This window comes from Streptomyces sp. NPDC051104 (assembly GCF_040682835.1).
Classification (GTDB): Bacteria; Actinomycetota; Actinomycetes; order Streptomycetales; family Streptomycetaceae; genus Streptomyces; species Streptomyces cynarae.
In genome coordinates, this window is the sequence record NZ_JBFBBS010000007.1 from 67,972 (window position 1) to 88,195 (window position 20,224).

The window sequence follows — 20,224 nt, forward strand, 5'->3', positions numbered from 1 at the left end:
CGCCCACCGCGACGGCCCCCGGCACGGCCGCTGGAACCTCTCCGGTCCTAGGCCACGGCCTCCGCCGCGGTGTCCGGCCGGGTCTGCGTCGCTGTCTCCGTCCGCGTCCCCGTCCGCGGCTCCATCGGCGGGACCGTCCTCTCGAACTGGGTCCGGTACAGCTCCGCGTACCGGCCGCCCGCCGCGAGGAGCTGCTCGTGCGTGCCCCGCTCCACGATCCGCCCGGACTCGACCACGAGGATCAGGTCGGCGGCCCGCACGGTGGACAGGCGGTGGGCGATGACGACGGCGGTGCGGCCCTCGAGCGCCTCCGTCAGGGCCTCCTGGACGGCCGCCTCGGAGGTGTTGTCCAGGTGGGCGGTGGCCTCGTCGAGGATGACCACGCGCTGCCGGGCCAGCAGCAGGCGCGCGATGGTCAGACGCTGGCGCTCGCCGCCGGAGAGGCGGTAGCCGCGCTCGCCGACGACGGTGTCGAGCCCGTCGGGCAGGGAGCGTACGAGGTCGTCGAGGCGGGCCCGGCGCAGCACGTCCCACAGCTCCTCCTCCGTGGCGTCCGGGCGGGCGAGCAGCAGGTTGGTGCGGACCGTGTCGTGGAACAGGTGGCCGTCCTGCGTGACCATGCCGAGGGTCGCGCGCAGCGACGCGGCGCTGAGGTCGCGGACGTCGACGCCGCCGACGCGGACGGCGCCCTCGTCCACGTCGTAGAGCCGGGGCAGCAGGGCGGCGATGGTCGACTTGCCGGCGCCGGAGGAGCCCACGAGGGCGATGGTCTGCCCCGGTTCGGCGCGGAAGGAGACACCGTGCAGGACATCGGCGCCGCCGCGCGTGTCGAGGGTCGCCACCTCCTCCAGGGAGGCGAGGGAGACTTTGTCGGCAGCCGGGTAGGCGAAGCGGACGCCCTCGAACTCCACCGCCACCGGTCCGTCGGGGATCTTGCGGGCGTCCGGCTTGTCCTCGATGAGCGGCTGGAGGTCCAGCACCTCGAAGACGCGCTCGAAGCTGACGAGGGCGCTCATGACCTCGACGCGCGCCCCGGCGAGAGAGGTGAGCGGCGCGTAGAGCCTGGTGAGGAGCAGGGCGAGGGAGACGATCGACCCCGCCTGAAGGGAACCGCGCAGGGCGAACCAGCCGCCGAGGCCGTAGACGAGGGCGAGTGCCAGGGCCGAGACGAGGGTGAGCGCGGTGATGAACGCGGACTGCGCCATCGCGGTGCGCACCCCGATGTCCCGCACCCGCCGGGCCCGCGCCGCGAACTCGGCGGACTCCTCCCCGGGCCGCCCGAAGAGCTTCACCAGCGTGGCGCCCGGCGCGGAGAACCGCTCGGTCATCCGGGTGCCCATGGCCGCGTTCAGGCCCGCGGCCTCCCGCTGCAACCGGGCCATGCGGCGGCCCGTCCGCCGGGCCGGGACCACGAAGACCGGCAGCAGCACCAGCGCGAGCAGGGTTATCTGCCAGGACAGGGTCAGCATCACGGCGAGCGTGAGCAGCAGCGTGACCACGTTGCCGACGACCCCGGACAGCGTGTTGCTGAAGGCCCGCTGGGCGCCGATGACGTCGTTGTTGAGACGACTGACGAGCGCTCCCGTACGAGTACGTGTGAAGAACGCGACCGGCATGCGCTGCACATGATCGAACACAGCCGTCCGCAGATCGAGGATGAGACCCTCGCCGAGCGTGGCCGAAAGCCAGCGGGCGAGGATCCCGAGCGCCGCCTCGGCGAGCGCTATGAGGGCGATGAGTGTCGACAGCCGTACGACCGTGCCGCGGTCGCCGTGCGACACGATCGCGTCGACGACGCGGCCGGCCAGCACGGGCGTGGCGACGGCGAGCAGTGCGGTCAGCACACTCACCACGACGAACTGCGCGATGCGGCGCCGGTGCGGGCGGGCGAACGCGCCGATGCGGCGCAGCGTGGCGCGGGCGAAGGGGCGGTGCTCCGCTTGCGCGGTCATGACGCTGTGCAGCTGCTGCCAGGCGGTGGTCTCCATGCTCATGGGAATGACGGTAGAACCTCGAGCTTCGTCGAGGTCAATGAGCGGCGCGCGGGCCCTCCCGTGCCTTGCCCGGCGTGTCAGCCGCCGTACTCGCGCACGCAACCTCGTGTTGGTGCGGTGCGGAGACCCTCTGCCGGTGTGACTGTCCTGCGTCTCCCTCAGGGACTCCCCAGACGTGTTCCGGTCCGCCAGGTGCTCTGCCTGCTCCCGCTCGTCCTTGTGACCGTGGTCGCGGTGCGGCACCGCTCGGTGCTCGCCGAGGGCTTCGGCCATCTCCGGGCGGCCGAGTGGCCGTGGCTGGTGGCCGCCGTCGGCGCCACCTGTCTGACCTGGGTCGCGGCGGCCCTGACCCGGCAGGGCGCGGTGGTGCAGCGGCTGCCGCTGCGCCGGCTGCTCGCCACCCAGTTCGCGGCGGGCGCCGCCAACCACCTGCTGCCCACAGGTCTCGGCGCCGGCGCGGTCAACCTGCGGTTCATGACGGTGTGCGGGGTGCCGCTCGCCCGCTCCTCGGCGGCGCTCGCGCTGTACCTGCTCGCCGAGTCGGTCACCCGGGTCGGCCTGCTTCTGGTGCTGCTGGTCGCCTTCCCGGACGCCCTCCACCTCGGCGGTCTCGTACCCGCCTCGGCGACCGGGCCGCTCCTGCTCGCGGCGGCCGGGGTGGTGGGCGTGGCGGTGGCGGTGCTGCTGGTGGTGCGAAGGGTGCGGACGGCGGCGTGGTCCTTCCTGCGTACGGCGCTCTGCGAGGCCCGCTCGGTGCACACCCGTCCCGCCCGGGCTCTCGCCCTGTGGGGCGGCTCGCTGGCCTTTCCCACGCTGCAGGCGGCCGGTCTCGCCGCGGTGGGGCGGGCGCTGTCGCTTCCGGTGGCGCCCGTGCACATGGCGGTGGCGTATCTGGCGGCGACGGTCGCGGTCGCCGTGGTGCCCACCCCGGGCGGCATCGGCTCGGTGGAGGCGGCGCTGGTGGTCGCCCTGGTCGCCGCGGGCGGTCCGGTGGCCGTGGCGACCGCGGTGGTTCTGGCGTACCGGATCATCACGGTGTGGCTGCCGCTGCTGCCGGGGGCCCTGACGCTGGGGGCGCTGGTGCGGCTGAGGGTGATCTGACCGGGGGACGGCGGCCGTCTCGGTGATCTGACCGGGGGACGGCGGCCGAACTCGGGCGATCCGTCCGGGGGACGCCGGCCGTACTCGCGTGATCTGTGATCTGACCGGGGGACGCCGGCCGTACTCGGGAGTAGCGTCGGGAGCCTCTCCCCGCCCTCCCAAGAGCCGTCCGAAAGGGGCAGCCGATGCCGGTCCGCGTCGAACGTCAGGGACACGTCTTCACGGTCGTCCTCTCCCGCCCCGAGGCCCGTAACGCGGTGGACGGGCCCACGGCCGCCGAACTGGCCGCCGCCTTCCGGGAGTTCGAGGCGGACGAGGTGGCGCGGGTGGCGGTGCTGTGGGGCGAGGGCGGGACGTTCTGCGCGGGCGCCGACCTCAAGGCTGTCGGCACCGGGCGCGGCAACCGGGTCACCGAGGACGGCGACGGTCCGATGGGCCCGACCCGGCTGCGGCTGTCCAAGCCGGTGATCGCGGCAGTCGCGGGGCACGCCGTGGCCGGAGGTCTCGAACTGGCGCTCTGGTGCGACTTGCGGGTGGCCGAGGAGGACGCGGTGTTCGGGGTGTTCTGCCGCCGCTGGGGCGTGCCGCTCATCGACGGCGGGACGGTCCGGCTGCCGCGGCTGATCGGCACCAGCCGGGCGATGGACATGATCCTCACCGGCCGTCCGGTGCCGGCCCGGGAGGCGCAGGAGATGGGGCTCGCCAACCGGGTCGTGCCGACCGGGCGTGCCCGCGCCGAGGCGGAGGAACTCGCCGCCGCGGTCGCCCGTTTCCCCCAGGCCTGCCTGCGCGGCGACCGGGCCTCGGTGCTCGACCAGGAAGGGCTGGACGAGCGGGCGGCCCTGCGTGTCGAACTCCGGCACGGCATGGACGTACTGGCCCAGGGCCTTCAGGGCGCGGCGCGGTTCGCGGCGGGCGCGGGGCGGCACGGATCGTTCTCGGACATGTGACCACCGCGCGCACCTCGCGACGCCGATGGCCGCTTCCCGACGTCCCGGTGAGGGGACGTCACGGTCATGCGGCAGGATGAATCCTCACTCCGGACAGCGAACACCTGTCCGGACGCGATCGTGCAATCCGTGATTCGAGCAGGTGGCAAGGTGACGATTCATCACTTCCGGCTTTCGGGCCTTTTGGGCCTTTCCTTTCGTGCGGGAGGTGACCGGTGAACCGCGCCGTGACCCTGGACGACCTCATCCTCGGCGGGATCGCCCTGGCCGCGGGCTTCCTGGCGGCGTTCCTGTCGCGCGCGCTGCTGCGCTGGCTGGCCAAGCACGCCAAGCGCACCCGCTGGAGCGGTGACGATGTGATCGTGGACGCGCTGCGCACGGTGGTGCCGTGGGCGGCGATCGCGGGCGGCGCGGCGGCCGCGGCCGCGGTGCTGCCGCTGACGCGGACGGTCCAGCATCACGTGAACCAGACCCTGACCGTGCTGCTCATCTTCGTGGTCACCCTCTCCGCGGCCCGGGTGGTCGCGGGCCTGGTGCGGACGGTCACGCAGTCCCGTTCCGGGGTCGCGGGATCCGCCACGATCTTCGTCAACATCACGCGGATCCTGGTCCTGGCCATCGGCTTCCTGGTGGTGCTGCAGACCCTGGGCATCTCCATCGCTCCGCTGCTCACCGCCCTGGGTGTCGGCGGCCTGGCGGTCGCGCTGGCCCTGCAGGACACCCTCGCCAACCTGTTCGCGGGCGTCCACATCCTCGCCTCCAAGACCGTCCAGCCCGGCGACTACATCCGGCTGAGCAGCGGCGAGGAGGGTTATGTGGTGGACATCAACTGGCGGCAGACGACCGTGCGCCAGCTCTCGAACAACCTGGTCGTGATCCCCAACGGTCAGCTCGCCAAGACGAACATGACCAACTACACCCGTCCCGAGCAGCAGCTGACCGTGCTCGTCCAGGTCGGCGTCGCCTACGACAGCGATCTCGAGCACGTCGAGAAGGTCACCACCGAGGTCGTCGCCGAGGTGATGACGGAGATCACCGGAGCGGTCCCGGACCATGAGCCGGCCGTCCGCTTCCACACCTTCGGCGACTCCCGGATCGGCTTCACGGTGATCCTGGGCGTCGGCGAGTTCAGCGACCAGTACCGGATCAAGCACGAGTTCATCAAGCGCCTGCACAAGCGGTACCGGGCCGAGGGCATCCGCATTCCGGCGCCGACGCGGACGGTGGCGCTCCAGCAGGGCTCGGCCGTCATCCCGCCGCAGCGCAGCGGCGAGGACAGGGTGTCGGAGGCCGGTTAGGCCCGGCTGGGCCGGAGTCGGGGAACCGGCGGCTCTATGCTCGAAGGAGCATGATGTCCTCGCCAGACCCCGACCCCCCGACTCCGGCTCCGGCTCCGACGGCCCGCACGCTCGACCAGAAGCTGGACGCCGTCGCGCGCCATCCGTTCCGCGCGAAGTTCCATCTGCGCGGGCGTGATCTGGCCACCGCCCGGCTCAAGGGCCCCTCCACGATCCGGTGGCACGCCTACGACCTCGTCGCCAAGCGTCTGGCGCCGGCCGAACCGTACAAGGACGGAAAGCAGACCCCCTACCGGGGCCACCCGGTCTTCGTCGCCCAGCACGCGACCGCGACCTGCTGCCGTACCTGCCTCCAGCGCTGGCACGGGATCCCCAAGGGGCGGGAACTGAGCCGCGCGGAGCACGCCTATGTGGTGGACGTGATCTGCCGGTGGATCGAGCGCGAGGTGGCAGGAGCGTCCTGATCGGACATCGGGGTATCCGTGGCGCAGGCCACTGTCGAGCGGGATCCGCGTACGAGATATCTTGATGTCGAGCAATGTTGCAGACGTGGAGCGGAGCACCCGGTGACTGACTCGACCATCATCTACACGCACACTGACGAGGCCCCGGCCCTGGCGACGTATTCCTTCCTGCCGGTGGTCACGGCCTACGCCGGGAAGGCGGGTGTCGCCGTCGAGACGCGCGACATCTCGCTGGCCGGGCGCATCCTCGCGGTCTTCCCGGAGTACCTGAACGAGGACCAGCGGATCAACGACGACCTCACGGAGCTCGGCGAGCTGGCCAAGACCCCCGCGGCCAACATCATCAAGCTGCCGAACATCTCGGCGTCCGTACCGCAGCTGAAGGCGGCCGTCGCCGAGCTGCAGGGCAAGGGCTACGCGCTGCCGGAGTACCCGGACGAGCCGAAGACCGACGAGGAGCGGGAGATCCGCGCCCGTTACGACAAGGTCAAGGGCTCCGCCGTGAACCCGGTCCTGCGCGAGGGCAACTCCGACCGCCGGGCTCCCGCCTCGGTCAAGAACTACGCCAAGACCCACCCGCACCGCATGGGCGCCTGGACCTCCGAGTCCAAGACGAACGTGGCGACCATGGGCGTGGACGACTTCCGCTCCACGGAGAAGTCCGCGGTGATCCCCGAGGCCGGTTCGCTGCGCATCGAGCTGAAGGGCGACGACGGCTCGACCACCGTGCTGCGCGAGTCGGTGCCGGTCCTCGAGGGCGAGGTCGTCGACGCCTCCGTGATGCGCGTCGCCGCGCTGCGCGAGTTCCTCACGGCGCAGGTCGCCAAGGCCAAGGAGGAGGGCGTCCTGTTCTCCGTGCACCTGAAGGCCACGATGATGAAGGTCTCCGACCCGATCATCTTCGGTCACGTGGTGCGCGCCTTCTTCCCGAAGACGTTCGCGAAGTACGGCGAGACGTTCGCCGCGGCCGGTCTGACCCCGAACGACGGTCTGGGCGGCATCTTCAAGGGCCTTCAGGCCCTGCCGAACGGCGACGAGATCAAGGCCTCCTTCGACGCCGAGCTCGCCGAGGGCCCGGACCTGGCCATGGTCGACTCCGACAAGGGCATCACCAACCTGCACGTCCCGTCCGACGTGATCGTCGACGCCTCCATGCCGGCCATGATCCGCACCTCCGGCCACATGTGGGGCCCGGACGGCCAGGAGCACGACACCCTCGCGGTCCTGCCGGACTCCAGCTACTCCGGCGTCTACCAGGCCGTGATCGACGACTGCCGCGCCAACGGCGCGTACGACCCGGCCACCATGGGCTCGGTCCCGAACGTCGGCCTCATGGCGCAGAAGGCCGAGGAGTACGGCAGCCACGACAAGACCTTCGAGATCCCGACCACGGGCACGGTCCGCCTGGTCGACGGCAACGGCAACGTGGTCATCGAGCAGACCGTCTCCGCCGGTGACATCTTCCGCGCCTGCCAGACCAAGGACGCCCCGATCAAGGACTGGGTCAAGCTGGCCGTCACCCGCGCCCGTGCCACCGGCGACCCGGCCGTCTTCTGGCTGGACGAGACCCGCGCCCACGACGCGAACCTGATCGCCAAGGTCAAGCAGTACCTGTCCGAGCACGACACCGAGGGCCTGGACATCAGGATCCTCTCTCCGGTCGAGGCGACCAAGCTGTCCGTGGAGCGGATCCGCCGCGGCGAGAACACCATCTCCGTCACCGGCAACGTGCTGCGCGACTACCTGACCGACCTGTTCCCCATCCTGGAGCTGGGCACCAGCGCCAAGATGCTGTCGGTCGTCCCGCTGATGGCGGGCGGCGGCCTGTTCGAGACGGGCGCCGGCGGCTCCGCCCCGAAGCACGTCCAGCAGCTGGTCAAGGAGAACTACCTGCGCTGGGACTCCCTGGGTGAGTTCTTCGCCCTGGTGCCGTCCTTCGAGCAGTACGCGAAGGTCACGGGCAACGCCCGTGCCCAGGTGCTGGCCGACACCCTCGACCGCGCCACGGCGACCTTCCTGAACGAGGACAAGTCCCCGACCCGTCGCGTCGGCGGCATCGACAACCGCGGCAGCCACTTCTACCTGTCCCTGTACTGGGCGCAGGAGTTGGCCAGGCAGACCGACGACGCCGAGCTGGCCAAGGCGTTCGCCCCGCTCGCCGAGACGCTCTCCGCCAACGAGCAGAAGATCGTCGAGGAGCTGAACGCCGTCCAGGGCAAGCCGGCCGACATCGGCGGCTACTACCAGCCCGACCCGGCGAAGGCCGCCGAGGTCATGCGTCCGTCGGCGACCTGGAACGAGGCGCTGGCGTCGCTCGCGTAGGACGGCAGCCCTGTCCGCGTGACAGCCGCCCCGGCCGGATCCGATCCGGCCGGGGCGGTCGCGCATGGTTCGGCTGACCACCCCCGTTGTCAGTACCGGGGCCTAACGTGGTCGGTGTCGGCGTGGTCGGAGAGGGCGAGGCGAGCTGTGATCAACGGGTATGTCATCGGCGAAAGTCTGCGCACCGGTGCGGTGTTCGAGCCGGAGGGCCTGCGCATCCGCAAGGTGACCCGCATCGACGTCTCCAGGAGTGCCCGGGCCGGGCAGCCGTCCACCTGGACCTTCGTCGAGTTCGAGACGGACGACTCCCATGCGACCGCCCTCTCGCAGGCCCTGGCTGAGGCGCTGGAGCCGGACATGGGCTGGTACTCGGACTTCGTGGTCGGGGACGACCGGGTGGTCGTCTTCGCCGGGAAGGTGTTCCGCTATCGGCGCGGCGATGCCCAGGGCCGCGCCGAAGCGGTGGCGTACGGACGGAGCGTGGGCACTCCCGAGGACCAGCTCGACTGGAAGGAGTGACCCGCCGGACGGCACGCTTACGACGCCGCTCGCTCCCTGGGCGCCCCGGTGTCCGGGTGGGCGAGGCCCAGGTGGTCGCGCAGGGTCGTGCCCTCGTAGTCGGTGCGGAAGACGCCCTGCTCCTGCAGGAGCGGGACGACCTTGTCGGCGAACGGGTCCAGGCCGCCGGGGGTGATGTGCGGGACCAGGATGAAGCCGTCGGAGGCGTCGGCCTGCACGAATTCGTTGACGGTCTTCGCGACGGTGGACGGGGAGCCGACGAAGGTCTGCCGGTTGCCGGTGTGGATGACGAGGTCGCGGATGGACCAGTTGTTGACGACGGCGAGCTCCCGCCACTCGCGGGCGGTGGCCAGCGGGTCGCGGTACATGCGTACCTGGGCACGGCCGCGGGAGATGTGCTCCTCGCTCACGTTCGGGTCGATGTCGGGCAGCGGGCCGTCCGGGTCGTACGCCGACAGGTCCCGGTTCCAGACGAACTCCAGGTGCTTGATGGCCGTGGCACCGCTGACCTGTTGCCGGCGCACCTCGCGGGCCAGATCCTCGGCCTCCGCGTCCGTGTCGCCGAGGACGAAGGTCGCGGCGGGCAGGATGAGCAACTGGTCGTGTCCCCGCCCGTACTTGGCCAGACGGCCCTTGACGTCCGCGTAGAAGGCCTGGCCCGCCTCCAGGGTGGCGTGCCGGCTGAAGATGGCGTCGGCACTGGAGGCGGCGAACTCGCGGCCCTCCTCGGAGTCGCCCGCCTGGAAGACGACCGGGCGGCCCTGCGGGCTGCGCGGGACGTTGAACCGGCCGTGGATGTCGAAGTGCTTTCCCCGGTGGACGAAGGCGCCGGCCTTGGCGTCCCGCAGGAAGGTGCCGGTGGCCTGGTCGGCGAGGATCTCGCCGCCGTGCCAGGAGTCGAAGAGTTCGTTCGCGGTGGCCAGGAACTCCTTCGCCCGGGAGTAGCGCTCCTCCTGCGGCAGGAAGCCGCCGCGGCGGAAGTTCTCGCCGGTGAAGGCATCCCAGGAGGTGACGACGTTCCACGCCGATCGTCCGCCGGAGAGGTGGTCGAGGCTGGCGAACTGGCGGGCCACCTCATAGGGCTCGTTGAAGGTGGAGTTGATGGTGCCGGTCAGGCCGAGCCGGTCGGTGACGGCGGCCAGGGCGGCGAGCACGGTGAAGGTGTCGGGGCGGCCCACGACGTCCAGGTCGTAGATCTTCCCGCCCTGTTCGCGCAGGCGCAGGCCCTCGGCGAGGAACAGGAAGTCGAACTTGGCCCGTTCGGCGGTGCGCGCGAAGTGCACGAAGGAGCTGAACTCGATGTGGCTGCCGGCCTTCGGGTCGCTCCACACGGTGGTGTTGTTGACGCCCGGGAAGTGGGCGGCCAGATGGATCTGCTTCAGCGGCTTGCTCATGGTCTGCGGGTCCCTCCGGCTCAGGCGGTGACGGCTGTGGAGTAGCGGTTGGCGGGGCGGGCGAGCCCCAGCAGTCCGCGCAGGGTGTCGGACTCGTAGGCGCGGCGGAAGACGTCACGGCGCTGGAGCTCGGGGACCAGGCCGCGGGTGATGGCGGGGAGGTCCTGGCCGGTGACAGCGGGGCGCAGCCGGAAGCCGGTCAGTCCTCCGTACCGCAACTCCTCCAGGAGATCGGCCAGTTGAGCTGGGGTGCCGGTGAAGACGCGGGCGTCGCTGGTGTACTCGTGTCCGGCGAGATCCTCCAGGCGCTCCTTGCGGGCCGTGGCCCTGGCCGGGTCGTCGTCCAGGAAGACCACGAGGTCGCCGAAGACGTGCAGCGGCTCCCCGGCCCGGCCCGCCGTCTCCTGCTCGGCGCGGATCTCGGCGACGATCGCCCGGGCCTGGTCCGCGTCGTGCGGGGTGACGTAGCCGATGTCGGCCTGGCGGGCCACCAGCCGGTAGGGGACGGTCTGGTGGGCGAGAGCGGTGACGATCGGCTGGCCCTGCGGCGGTCGGGGCGTGATGGACGGGCCCTTGACGCTGAAGAACCTGCCCTCGAAGTCGATGTAGTGCAGCTTGTCCCGGTCGATGAAGCGGCCGGTGGCGACGTCCCGGATCTCCGCGTCGTCCTCCCAGCTGTCCCACAGGCGCCGGACGACCTCGACGTAGTCGGCGGTCTCGTCGAAGAGGTCGGTCACGACGCCCAGGGCGGCCGGGCTGTCGTAGGCGTCGATCCTCGGGATCGTGCGGCGGCCGAAGTGCGCGGCCTCGTTCGGACGTGCGGTGATCTGTACGCGCAGGCCCGCACGGCCCGTGCTCACGTAGTCCAGAGTGGCGATCGCCTTGGAGATGTGGAACGGCTCCGTGTGGGTGGCCACCACGGTCGGCACCAGCCCTATGTGCCGGGTCAGTGGCGCGACACGGGAGGCGATGAGCACGGCGTCCAGGCGTCCGCGTACCTGGTCGGTGCGCTCGTCCGGGTCGAGGAAGTGGGAGGACTGGGGTCCGAGCCCGTCTTCGATGGTCACGAAGTCGAGCAGACCGCCTTCGGCCTCGGTGACCAGGTCGGCCCAGTAGCCGGCCGTGAACAGGTCCCGGGGCCGGGCCACGGGCTCGCGCCAGGAGGCGGGATGCCAGCCGGTGCCGTCCAGGGCGACGGCAAGGTGCAGGTGGGAAGGGGAAGTCGAGGACACGAGTGGGTGCCTTCCTGAAGTCCGTACGAGATGGCCGGCCGGCGCCGGCGGGCGCGGCGGAGGGCGGGCGCGGCGGAGGGCGGGCGCGGCGAGGTGGGGGCCCCGGCCGAAGGCTGGGGACGGTCAGGAGCAACAGAGCGCGCCGGCCACGCGCAGCAGATCGATGTGGGCCCGGGAGTGCAGAAGCGGACGGCGGGACGGGTTCAGGACGCGGGCGTGCACGGTACGGGTCACGTCCTGCACCTCCGTCCGTACGGCCGTCGTGGCGCGCAGCTCGTCGTCAACGACAACAGCCCGGCTCCGCCGTCTGTTCCGCACTCCGGGAATCCCTTCGGTCAGGAGTTGTCGAGCGGCAGCCCGGGCGGGTTGACCTCGGACTTGGCGACGGCCTCGTTGGACAGGTTCCAGGCGGCCAGCCACTTGGCGTACTGGCCGGTCTTGATCAGGTGGTTGATGGCGTCGGCGAGCGGCTTCGCGAGCCCGCTGTCCTTCTTCGCGGTCGCCGCGATCAGCCCCTGCAGGGACTCGCCGGCGCCGGAGAACTCGCCCGCGTTGCGGGTCGCCTGGGGCGTGTTCGCGACCTGCCTGATGTGGTAGGCGATACCGGGGTTGGGGCCGAAGTACGCGTCGATCTTGCCGCTGGACAGCGCCAGATAGGTGCCGTTGCGGTCCGGGTAGTACTTGACGGTGAGCTTCTTGCCCTCCTTGGCCAGCTTCGCCTTCCACTCCAGGAGGATCTTCTCCTGGTTGGTGCCCGAGCCGACCGAGACGGTCCTGCCCTCGAGGTTCTCGTAGTTGCCGTCGAAGTTCCAGGTGCTCGTCCTCGGCACCTCGAAGGCCAGGTTGTCCTGCCGGTAGGAGGCGAACTCGTACTTCTTCTTGCGCTCCTCGGTGTCGGTGACGTTGGAGAAGGCCACATCGACCTTGCCGCTGTCGATGCCGACGAACAGGTTCTCCCAGGTGAAGTTCTTCAGCTCGGGCTTGAGGCCGAGGACCGCGGCCACCAGGCGGCCGAAGTCGGGTTCGGCGCCGGTGAGGGTCTTCTGGTCGCTGCCCACGTACGCCAGCGGTGCGAAGCCGGAGGGCAGGGCGCCGATGCCGATCTCCAGCTTGCCGCTCTTGCGGATGGCGGCGGGCAGTTCGGCGTTGAGGGACTTCACCTCGGACACCTCGAGGGCGGTCTGCGTGGCGGCGCCGTTGGAGAGCTGCCCCACGGTGACCGTGCCGGAGGATGCGCTGTCCGTGTTGGTGGCGGTGTCGCTCCTGCCCCCGCACGCGGCGAGTCCGGCGGCGAGGGAGGCGACGGCGGTGCCTGCGGTGAGACCGCGCAGGAGTCGGGTGCGGAGACTGAGGGTGGGCATGGCTGTCCTTGTCCGGTGAGCGGTGGCGGTGGTGGCGTGGGGGGAGGTTTTGGAGAGGAACGCGGAACCGGCGGGTTCAGAGCACCTTGCTCAGGAAGTCCCGGGTCCGCTCGTGCCGCGGGTTGTCGAGGACCTCGGCGGGCGGCCCCTGTTCGACGATCCGGCCGTCGTCCATGAAGATCACCCGGTCGGCGCATTCGCGGGCGAAGCCGATCTCGTGGGTGACGATGACCAGCGTGGTGCCGCCGCCGGCCAGGTCCTTGATGACGGCCAGCACCTCGCCGACGAGTTCGGGGTCGAGGGCCGAAGTGGGTTCGTCGAAGAGGATGACGCCGGGCCGCAGGGCGAGCGCGCGGGCGATGGCGACGCGCTGCTGCTGGCCGCCCGAGAGCTGCCGCGGGTAGGCGCCGGTCTTGTCGGCGAGTCCGACCCGGCCGAGCAGGTCGAGGGCGACGTCCCGGGCCTCCGGCTTGGTCAGCTTGCCGGTCGCCACCGGCGCCGCTGTCACGTTCTCCAGCACGGTCAGGTGCGGGAAGAGGTTGAAGTTCTGGAAGACGAATCCGATGCGGCTGCGCTGGCCCAGGATGACCCGCTCGCTCAGCTCCTTGAGGTGGTCTCCGTGCCGGCGCACGCCGATGGGCTCGCCGCCGACGCTGACATAGCCACGGTCGGGCTTCTCCAGGTGGTTGATCACCCGCAGCAGGGTGGACTTGCCGGAGCCGGACGGGCCGAGGATCACGGTCACCTCGCCCGGCCGTACGGTCAACTCCACGCCGCGCAGCACCTGGTGGGCGCCGAACGCCTTGTGCACGTCGTGCACCTGGATGGCGGCGGGGCGGGTCTGAAGCGTGTCGGTGGTCATACGGCGGCCTCCCTGCGCGCACGGGCCCGCAGATCGGCGAGACCGGTGCGGAGCTTCTGCAACGGGGTCGGCGGCAGCGCGCGGGTGGCGCCGCGGGCGTAGTACCGCTCGACGTAGAACTGGACGACGGACACGAGGCTCGTCAGGATCAGGTACCAGACGGTGACGACCAGCAGCAGCGGCACGATGTCGCCGGGGTAGGTGCTGCCCATGGCCTGCGCGGAGCCGAACAGGTCGAGCAGCGACACGTAGAACACGAGTGACGTGCTCTTGACCAGGCCGATCAGCTGGTTGACGTAGTTCGGGGTGATGGACCTGAGGGCCTGCGGGAAGACGATCCGCCGGAACTGGTGGCCCTTCGGCAGGCCGAGCGCGGCGGCCGCCTCGTGCTGGCCCTGGTCGACCGAGAGGATGCCGCCGCGGACCACCTCCGCCGCGTACGCCGCCTCGTTCAGGCTCAGTCCGACGACGGCGACGACCATATCGGTGGCGAGCTTGGACTCGTCGAAGCTGAAGAAGGCCGGGCCGAAGGGCACGCCGACGCTCAGCGTCTTGTACAGGGCGCTGAAGTTGTAGAGGAGGATCAGCACCACGATCAGCGGTGTGGAGCGCAGCGCCCACACGTACGTCCAGCTGACCGCGCGCAGGACCGGGCTCTTCGACAGCCGGGCCAGTGCGAGCACGATTCCGCCGAGCAGGCCCAACACGGCGCTGAGCGCGGTGACTTCGAGCGTGATGAGCAGCCCGTCGAGGATGGTGGGGCGCAGGAACCAGTAGGCGAAGCGGTCCCACTGGTAGAACGGGTTGGAGACCAGGCCGTGGACGAACTGGGCGACGAGGACCAGCACGACCGCCGTGGCGATCCAGCGGCCCGGCCGGCGCAGGGGCAGTACCCGCTGGGCCGCGGGGGGCTTGGCCGCGGTGTCTGCGCCAGGCGGCGCCGGGGCGAGCGACACGGCGGCTCCGGGGGGTTCACTCATGACAGGCTCCAGCGGAGTCGAACGCCCGGGCGGCGCGCCACGGCACCGCCTGGCGGCACGGGCCGCGGCGTGACGAGGCTGGTGAAGCGCAGTGCACCGGGGACGGGACGGAACGAGGGCACACCGCGGCGGCGGTGCGCGTCAGGGATTCAGAACGCCGTCAGCCGTGACAGCGGGCAGAGCCCGGGGTGGTACACAGTGCGCTGTTGACGCGGAGCAGGTCGACTGAACGGTTGGCGCACAGCAGGACGCAGCCACGGAGCCGCACTGCGGCTGTCCTCGAGGCTGCGTACATCACTGTCTCCGTCGTTCTTCCGGCCCGGGGGGCCACGCGCTTACCGAAACGTCATCCGGTCGGGTCGTCACCTGGGGCACCCCACCGCGGTGCGAGGGTTGCCGGTCAGCCAGCCAGGGCTTGTCGCTGACGCTCATGACCTTTCTGGCCGTAAGTCAATACAGGCGCCGCAAGCGATGTCAACGTGCGTCCGGCAGGTGATACGTGCTCGGCGGCGCCGTCCTGCCCCTCAACCGGTGCGGGTGGCGGCGTCGTTGGGGACGTGGGAGGCCCAGTCCAGGATCTGCACCGCGGCGCCCGCGGCCTCGAGTCCCCGACAGTGCGCGTGGTGCCGTCGGGCGATGCCGGCGTGGTCGAGGTGCGGACCGAAGGCGGGGTGGGCGGCCAGCCGGCGGGCGTACGCCCACAGGTGCGGGTGGTCGGCGATGCGGTGCACCGCGGCGGCGTCCAGGTGCCAGCGGTGCACGGTGTCGAGCTGCACCAGGCTGACCCACAACTCCACGTCCGCTGCGGTGAGTTGGTCGCCGAGCAGGTACTCCTGCCGGGCGAGCCGTCCCTCCAGTGACCGCAGGGTGCACAGCAGCGAGGTGAGCGCGGCGTCCCGTTGCTCCGGGTCGGCGTCGACGCGTCCGGCGCGCTGGGCGGCCGCGTCGATGCCCTGCTCGCACAGCCGCCGGACACCCTCGATCTCGGCGTCCGCACCCTGCGGATACAGCGCGGGGTGGTCCGTGCCGAAGTGCCGCGCCAGGTCGCGCACGATGTCCGGAGCGTGGGTGCTGACGATCCGGCCCGACCAGTCGTCGCTGAGCACCGGTGCCAGGGCGGCTCCGGGGTAGCGGTGGGCACTGGCCTCGTACAGCGGACGCAGCGCGGAGTACTCGCCGCCAGGGCCGTCGGGCACCGGGGGCAGCAGCGTGACGGGACAGACGTCCACGAGGCCGAGCAGGCTGTGCGTGATGGCTATCCGCAGACAGTGCGGACACGCCAGCGACAGGTGGAGACGGTAGCGGCGCGGCACGGCGTAGTGGCCGCTGCGCGCGTCGCAGCCGATCCGGCCGCGGAAGGCGGGGACCGGCTGTGCGGACGGGAGTGCGGTCAGGGCATGGGCGGACATGTCTCTCCCGGGGTTCTGGGACGCGAGGGTATGGAGGTGGTGGCCCACGGGCAGGCGGCGCTCCCCGGCGCGAACGGCGCGGGGTGGCGGCGGCGCGGCGTGGCTCCGCCGGTTTCAGCGCCGGTGGCTGCTCGCGCTGCAGACGCGCAGCAGATCGATGTGACGGCGGGAGGTCAGCAGGAGGGACTGCCGGCGCGTGCGATGAACACGGCTGATGACCGGCCTCAGGCGCCCCATGTTTCCCTACCTGTCCACTAGGAAATCCCACCGGCAGTGTCGATCCGGCCTCGGGCCGCGTCAAGAGGGTGGTCGAGGAGTGAGCGCGACGCTTCGACTGGTGGCTCCCTCGACTGGAGGCAGCCGGTTCGTCCAACTTGCTGACATATGGACCCCTTTCGGCAGGGCCTGCCGAGCGATGTGGCGCGAGCGCGCAAAGCTCCCTTCGGATTCGGGAAATACCCCCGGACCGCTCGAACTAAGGAGCACCTACATGAGTCCTGAAGGCAGGGCCCCTTCGCCGCTCGGGCCGCTGGCGCGCGACAGGTACAAGAGGGCCAGCAAGTTCGCCTCGCTCGCACTGGTGGTGGCGGCCGGTCTGGTCACCCCGACCGTGGCCGCCGCACGTAGCCACACCCCGCACACGACCGCGGCGCACGGCGGCGACTGCGAGCACCGCGCGGGCCTCCCCGGTGGCGACCACGACAAGGACAAGTGTCCCAAGCCCAGGCCCACGTACCCTACGGCTTCGCCCACGGAAACCAAGCCGCCCTCGGGCTGCTTCGACATCGACTCGGTCGTCCATGGGGACACCAAGTACATCTCGGTGGTATGCAACGGGCAGGTGTACGTCCTGACAGTCGCCGAGACGGGTACGGACGCGGGACACGCTGTCAGTGGCTGGCTGCCGGTGGGAGGCCCGAACAACGTCATCGACGCCACGCTGGCAGAGAGAGATGCTGTCGTGTACGTCTCCGTGCTGACCGCGAATGGACAGGTGCAGGAGGGCACTTGCACCACGGCCTCGGGCCAGCAGGGCCCGGGCCGACCGATCAACGTACCGTGCACCTTCGTGACGGATTTCCCCACGCCTCCGGCCTCTTGATCAGTCGGCCCGTGTAGCGACTCCCGGTCGCGTGGCATCAGCCGCACCGGGCAGCACCGCACAACGCAGCCGCCCCTCCCCCACCGAGAGGGGCGGCTCCGCGTTTCCGAACCTCTACGGCAACGCCTGCACCAGAAGATCCAAAACAATGGCAAAGGGGCCTGTGGAATCAGCAGTTCCTCATGTCATCGTGCGTGCCATGAGCACTGAGCACGTCCTTGATGACCGGTCCGACACCCACGCCCATGCACGCATACGCCGGACGGCGAACAAGGTGCCGGAAGTCACCGTCTACTTCTGGATCATCAAGGTTCTGACCACGGGAATGGGCGAGACCGCCTCCGACTACCTGGCCCGCCTGCTCGGCCCGATCCCCGCGGTCGGCCTCGGCGCCCTCGCCCTGCTCGGGTCCCTGGTCCTGCAGTTCGCGGTTCGCCGGTACGTGGCCTGGGTCTACTGGACCGCCATCGTCATGGTCAGCGTGTTCGGCACGATGGCCGCCGACGTCCTGCACGTGGGTCTCGGCGTGCCCTACACGCTCTCGACACCGCTGTTCCTGGTGGCGCTGGGCGCCGTCTTCGCCCTGTGGTACGCGAGCGAGCGGACCCTGTCCATCCACAGCATCTCCACCCGGCGCCGCGAGACGTTCTACTGGGCGGCCGTGCTCACCACGTTCGCGCTCGGCACGGCCGCGGGCGACCTGAGCGCCACGATCGGCCTCGGCTACCTGGGGTCCGTCGTCCTGTACGCCGTGGCGATCTGTGTGCCGGCGGTCGCCCACCGCGGGGGACTGCTGGGCGCGGTGGCCGCGTTCTGGTCCGCGTACGTCGTCACCCGCCCCCTCGGTGCGTCGATCGCCGACTGGATGGCCTTGCCCCACAGCCGTGGCGGACTGGGCTGGGGCCTGGGGCCGGTCACCCTGTCGTGGACGGTCGCGATCCTCGGCTTCGTGGCCTATCTGGCGGTCTCGCGGCGCGATGTGCGAAGCGACTCGGTCGCCGTGTGACACACCACGGCACGGGACCGGGCGGGTGACTCCTGCATGGTGGCGACGAGCGCGTCGACGACCTTCTGCACGGTGTCCTTGTGCGAGTTCACCCAGTCGGTGCGGGCGAGCACACTGGCCGCGGGATAGGCACCGCCCATCGCCGTCGTGGTGGCCAGGTCGATCGCGGAGGTACCGACGCCCTTCTTCTGGATCGCGGCGACCGCCGGCTGCGTCGTCATGACCCAGTCGACCTTGCCGTTCTGCAGCGCGGCGATGGCGGTGGAGCCGGCGCCGACCCCGATCCGGTGGAACTCGCTGGTCTTGACGCCCTTCTTGGCGCGCCCAGGAACTGGGTGAGGGTGTCGGTGCCCGAACCCAGATCGGTGACGTCTCGTTCCCCGACCGTCGCTTTCCGGTCCGGTTCCCCGACATTTTCTGTCCCGTCCCGTTCCCCGGCCGTCGCCATCCCGTCACCGACCTGATTTCGCCGGTGCGGGAAAGCGGACCGAGCGGCGGCCGACCACATGCCGTCGGTGTGACTTGCGTCTGACCTGGTGAGACACGCGGCCGATGCCGGGGTGTTGACCGTACGATCGGGCAATGCCTGACACGACCGAAACCACGCCCGGCTGGCTGACTCCCGACGAGCTCGAGTTGGCGCGAGCCCGCATGCCGATCCTGTACGTGGAAGCCGTGCCCGTGCGCGTCGACGACAGCGGTGAAGTCACCAGCATCGGACTGTTGCTGCGGATAGGGCCCGACGGGACCGTCAGCCGCACCCTCGTCTCGGGGCGGGTGCTGCACCACGAACGGGTCCGTGACGCCCTCCTGCGCCATCTGGAGAAGGACCTCGGACCGGTGGCGCTGCCCCGCGTTCCGCCCTCCCTGCAGCCCTTCACCGTCGCCGAGTACTTCCCGACACTGGGGATCACCCCGTTCCACGACCCCCGCCAGCACGCGGTGGCCCTCGCCTACATCGTCCCGGTCGCCGGCGACTGCCGTCCCCGCCAGGACGCGCTGGACCTGGAGTGGTTCAGTCCCCAGGAGGCCGCGTCGGCCGTGGTCCAGAACGAGATGCCGGGCGGCCAGGGCGTCCTGCTCAAGCAGGCCCTGGCCCACATCGGCTGCCTGCCCTGAGCGACTGTCGGGCCTGAGCGACGCGGCCGCCGGCCAGGTGCCCCGACGGTGCCGGGCCGGCGGCCGCGTCAACGGCGGTGCCGCGTCTTTGGAGCCCCGCATCTCGGGGCCCTCAGTGCACCGCGTCCAGCCGCGCCCTCTGCTCCGCGGTCAGTTCCAGTTCCACCGCGGCCAGGTTCTCCTCCAACTGCGCCACCGACGAGGCCCCGGCCAGCGGGATCACCGGCAGGTCGCCGCCGATCTGCCAGGCCAGCACCACCTGGTTGACACTCGCCCCGGTCTCCCGCGCCACCTCCCGCAGCACCGCCAGCCGCGCCGGGGTGCCCGGGTGGTCGAAGTCACGGGGCAACGGGATGTCCCGGCGTGCGTAGGCGCCCTTGAGCAGCGGTGAGTACGCGACCAGGGTCAGGCCCGGCTCGTCGCGCAGATAGCTCAGCAGCTCCGCGGTGGTGCCGCCGAGGCTGCCGTCCGGGAAGATCTCCTCGGGGATGTCGGTGCGCGGGCGTAGATAGCTGTGCTGGTACTGCAGCACCTCGTAGCCGGGCAGCCCGGCCGCCGCCGCGAGGGCGCGGGCGCGCTCCACCCGCCAGACGGCGTGGTTGCTCACGCCGAGCAGGCCGACCGTGCCCTCCGCGACCAGTTCGGCGAACCCCTCGACGGTCTCGCGCAGCGGCACCGTGCGGTCCTCGATGTGCGCGTACAGCAGGTCGAGCCGGTCCACGCCGAGGCGTTCCCGGCTGCGTTCGGCCGCCTCCCGGATCGCCTTCGCCGACAGGCCCTCGGGGTTGTCGACATAGCTCGTGCCGGGAGCCAGCGGGCGTGCGCCGAGCTTGGTGGCGATCACGATCTCGTCGCCGATGCCGCGGCTGCGGCGCCAGCGGCCGAGCAGTTCCTCGCTCTGGCCGCCCTGGCCGCCGTCGGTCCAGAAGGCGTAGTTGTCGGACGTGTCGATGAAGTTGCCGCCCGCCTCGACATAGCGGTCGAGGACGGCGAAGGAGGTCTTCTCGTCCGTCCGGGAGCCGAACAGCATCGCGCCCAGCGCGAGCACGCTCACCCGACGGCGGGTCTTCGGATCGGTGCCGATCATCCGGTACTTCATGGTGGTCCCTCC

19 protein-coding genes and 1 riboswitch are annotated in these 20,224 nt (G+C 70.9%); of the genes, 9 read left to right on the forward strand and 10 right to left on the reverse strand.

Annotated features, from left to right (window positions below; translation table 11 throughout):
- Positions 1-47: 47 nt before the first annotated feature.
- Positions 48-1,988: an ABC transporter ATP-binding protein gene (locus tag AB0N14_RS12980; protein ID WP_366025937.1), complete on the reverse strand. Its 1,941-nt coding sequence runs from the start codon at positions 1,986-1,988 to the stop codon at positions 48-50.
- A gap of 144 nt (positions 1,989-2,132) precedes the next feature.
- On the opposite strand from AB0N14_RS12980, the gene AB0N14_RS12985 reads away from it, so the two are divergent.
- The 6 genes from AB0N14_RS12985 to AB0N14_RS13010 all read left to right on the forward strand — a co-directional run bounded on the left by AB0N14_RS12985 (position 2,133) and on the right by AB0N14_RS13010 (position 8,648).
- Positions 2,133-3,095 (forward strand): lysylphosphatidylglycerol synthase domain-containing protein, encoded by a 963-nt coding sequence (locus AB0N14_RS12985; RefSeq protein WP_366025710.1) that lies wholly within the window; start codon positions 2,133-2,135, stop codon positions 3,093-3,095.
- Positions 3,096-3,280: 185 nt separating this feature from the next.
- Positions 3,281-4,045, forward strand: a complete 765-nt coding sequence (locus AB0N14_RS12990) for a crotonase/enoyl-CoA hydratase family protein (protein WP_366025711.1) — start codon at positions 3,281-3,283, stop codon at positions 4,043-4,045.
- A 215-nt stretch (positions 4,046-4,260) separates the two neighbouring features.
- Positions 4,261-5,343, forward strand: coding sequence for a mechanosensitive ion channel family protein (locus tag AB0N14_RS12995; protein WP_366025712.1), 1,083 nt, complete (start codon positions 4,261-4,263; stop codon positions 5,341-5,343).
- Between the two features lie 50 nt (positions 5,344-5,393).
- Entirely contained in the window at positions 5,394-5,807 is a 414-nt protein-coding gene (locus AB0N14_RS13000) for a DUF4186 domain-containing protein (protein ID WP_366025713.1), read from the forward strand.
- Positions 5,808-5,909: 102 nt separating this feature from the next.
- Entirely contained in the window at positions 5,910-8,129 is a 2,220-nt protein-coding gene (locus tag AB0N14_RS13005) for an NADP-dependent isocitrate dehydrogenase (protein ID WP_366025714.1), read from the forward strand.
- Positions 8,130-8,276: 147 nt separating this feature from the next.
- Complete coding sequence (locus tag AB0N14_RS13010) at positions 8,277-8,648, forward strand: hypothetical protein (RefSeq protein WP_366025715.1); 372 nt, start codon at positions 8,277-8,279, stop codon at positions 8,646-8,648.
- A 17-nt stretch (positions 8,649-8,665) separates the two neighbouring features.
- Here the strand turns inward: AB0N14_RS13010 and AB0N14_RS13015 are convergent, their stop codons facing one another.
- The 7 genes from AB0N14_RS13015 to AB0N14_RS13045 all read right to left on the reverse strand — a co-directional run bounded on the left by AB0N14_RS13015 (position 8,666) and on the right by AB0N14_RS13045 (position 15,886).
- A complete protein-coding gene (locus AB0N14_RS13015) occupies positions 8,666-10,042 on the reverse strand; it encodes an NtaA/DmoA family FMN-dependent monooxygenase (RefSeq protein WP_366025716.1) in 1,377 nt (458 codons plus the stop codon).
- A gap of 20 nt (positions 10,043-10,062) precedes the next feature.
- Complete coding sequence (locus AB0N14_RS13020) at positions 10,063-11,274, reverse strand: LLM class flavin-dependent oxidoreductase (protein WP_366025717.1); 1,212 nt, start codon at positions 11,272-11,274, stop codon at positions 10,063-10,065.
- A 123-nt stretch (positions 11,275-11,397) separates the two neighbouring features.
- A complete protein-coding gene (locus tag AB0N14_RS13025) occupies positions 11,398-11,592 on the reverse strand; it encodes a putative leader peptide (protein WP_366025718.1) in 195 nt (64 codons plus the stop codon).
- Between the two features lie 17 nt (positions 11,593-11,609).
- A complete protein-coding gene (locus tag AB0N14_RS13030; RefSeq protein ID WP_366025719.1) occupies positions 11,610-12,635 on the reverse strand; it encodes a transporter substrate-binding domain-containing protein in 1,026 nt (341 codons plus the stop codon).
- Between the two features lie 76 nt (positions 12,636-12,711).
- Positions 12,712-13,497 carry an amino acid ABC transporter ATP-binding protein gene (locus tag AB0N14_RS13035; RefSeq protein ID WP_366025720.1) on the reverse strand — a complete coding sequence of 262 codons (786 nt, stop codon included), beginning with the start codon at positions 13,495-13,497 and terminating at the stop codon, positions 12,712-12,714.
- Positions 13,494-14,477, reverse strand: a complete 984-nt coding sequence (locus AB0N14_RS13040) for an amino acid ABC transporter permease (RefSeq protein ID WP_366025721.1) — start codon at positions 14,475-14,477, stop codon at positions 13,494-13,496. The genes AB0N14_RS13035 and AB0N14_RS13040 overlap by 4 nt, the downstream gene beginning before the upstream one ends.
- Before the next feature lie 326 nt (positions 14,478-14,803).
- Positions 14,804-14,913: riboswitch (SAM riboswitch) on the reverse strand.
- Between the two features lie 88 nt (positions 14,914-15,001).
- The gene (locus AB0N14_RS13045; RefSeq protein WP_366025722.1) at positions 15,002-15,886 is read right to left on the reverse strand and encodes a glutathione S-transferase C-terminal domain-containing protein; all 885 of its coding nucleotides are present in this window, start codon (positions 15,884-15,886) and stop codon (positions 15,002-15,004) included.
- A gap of 490 nt (positions 15,887-16,376) precedes the next feature.
- Between AB0N14_RS13045 and AB0N14_RS13050 the strand changes: the two genes are divergently transcribed.
- Both AB0N14_RS13050 and AB0N14_RS13055 read left to right on the forward strand, forming a co-directional pair.
- The gene (locus AB0N14_RS13050; protein ID WP_366025723.1) at positions 16,377-16,988 is read left to right on the forward strand and encodes a hypothetical protein; all 612 of its coding nucleotides are present in this window, start codon (positions 16,377-16,379) and stop codon (positions 16,986-16,988) included.
- A gap of 199 nt (positions 16,989-17,187) precedes the next feature.
- Positions 17,188-17,994 (forward strand): hypothetical protein, encoded by an 807-nt coding sequence (locus tag AB0N14_RS13055; RefSeq protein ID WP_366025724.1) that lies wholly within the window; start codon positions 17,188-17,190, stop codon positions 17,992-17,994.
- On the opposite strand, the gene AB0N14_RS13060 is transcribed toward AB0N14_RS13055, so the two are convergent.
- The gene (locus tag AB0N14_RS13060; RefSeq protein ID WP_366025725.1) at positions 17,943-18,215 is read right to left on the reverse strand and encodes a hypothetical protein; all 273 of its coding nucleotides are present in this window, start codon (positions 18,213-18,215) and stop codon (positions 17,943-17,945) included. The two genes, AB0N14_RS13055 and AB0N14_RS13060, sit on opposite strands and share 52 nt — an antisense overlap.
- Positions 18,216-18,576: 361 nt before the next feature.
- Between AB0N14_RS13060 and AB0N14_RS13065 the strand changes: the two genes are divergently transcribed.
- The gene (locus tag AB0N14_RS13065) at positions 18,577-19,113 is read left to right on the forward strand and encodes an NUDIX hydrolase family protein (protein ID WP_200422004.1); all 537 of its coding nucleotides are present in this window, start codon (positions 18,577-18,579) and stop codon (positions 19,111-19,113) included.
- Between the two features lie 112 nt (positions 19,114-19,225).
- On the opposite strand, the gene AB0N14_RS13070 is transcribed toward AB0N14_RS13065, so the two are convergent.
- A complete protein-coding gene (locus AB0N14_RS13070) occupies positions 19,226-20,212 on the reverse strand; it encodes an aldo/keto reductase (RefSeq protein ID WP_366025726.1) in 987 nt (328 codons plus the stop codon).
- Positions 20,213-20,224: the final 12 nt, after the last annotated feature.

Coding starts and splice junctions, on each gene's coding strand:
- AB0N14_RS12980 (WP_366025937.1), bottom strand. CDS start 1,988: ATGGAGACCACCGCCTGGCAGCAGCTGCACAGCGTCATGACCGCGCAA.
- AB0N14_RS12990 (WP_366025711.1), top strand. CDS start 3,281: ATGCCGGTCCGCGTCGAACGTCAGGGACACGTCTTCACGGTCGTCCTC.
- AB0N14_RS13000 (WP_366025713.1), top strand. CDS start 5,394: ATGATGTCCTCGCCAGACCCCGACCCCCCGACTCCGGCTCCGGCTCCG.
- AB0N14_RS13015 (WP_366025716.1), bottom strand. CDS start 10,042: ATGAGCAAGCCGCTGAAGCAGATCCATCTGGCCGCCCACTTCCCGGGC.
- AB0N14_RS13030 (WP_366025719.1), bottom strand. CDS start 12,635: ATGCCCACCCTCAGTCTCCGCACCCGACTCCTGCGCGGTCTCACCGCA.
- AB0N14_RS13035 (WP_366025720.1), bottom strand. CDS start 13,497: ATGACCACCGACACGCTTCAGACCCGCCCCGCCGCCATCCAGGTGCAC.
- AB0N14_RS13040 (WP_366025721.1), bottom strand. CDS start 14,477: ATGAGTGAACCCCCCGGAGCCGCCGTGTCGCTCGCCCCGGCGCCGCCT.
- AB0N14_RS13045 (WP_366025722.1), bottom strand. CDS start 15,886: ATGTCCGCCCATGCCCTGACCGCACTCCCGTCCGCACAGCCGGTCCCC.
- AB0N14_RS13050 (WP_366025723.1), top strand. CDS start 16,377: ATGAGTCCTGAAGGCAGGGCCCCTTCGCCGCTCGGGCCGCTGGCGCGC.
- AB0N14_RS13055 (WP_366025724.1), top strand. CDS start 17,188: ATGAGCACTGAGCACGTCCTTGATGACCGGTCCGACACCCACGCCCAT.
- AB0N14_RS13060 (WP_366025725.1), bottom strand. CDS start 18,215: ATGACGACGCAGCCGGCGGTCGCCGCGATCCAGAAGAAGGGCGTCGGT.
- AB0N14_RS13065 (WP_200422004.1), top strand. CDS start 18,577: ATGCCTGACACGACCGAAACCACGCCCGGCTGGCTGACTCCCGACGAG.
- AB0N14_RS13070 (WP_366025726.1), bottom strand. CDS start 20,212: ATGAAGTACCGGATGATCGGCACCGATCCGAAGACCCGCCGTCGGGTG.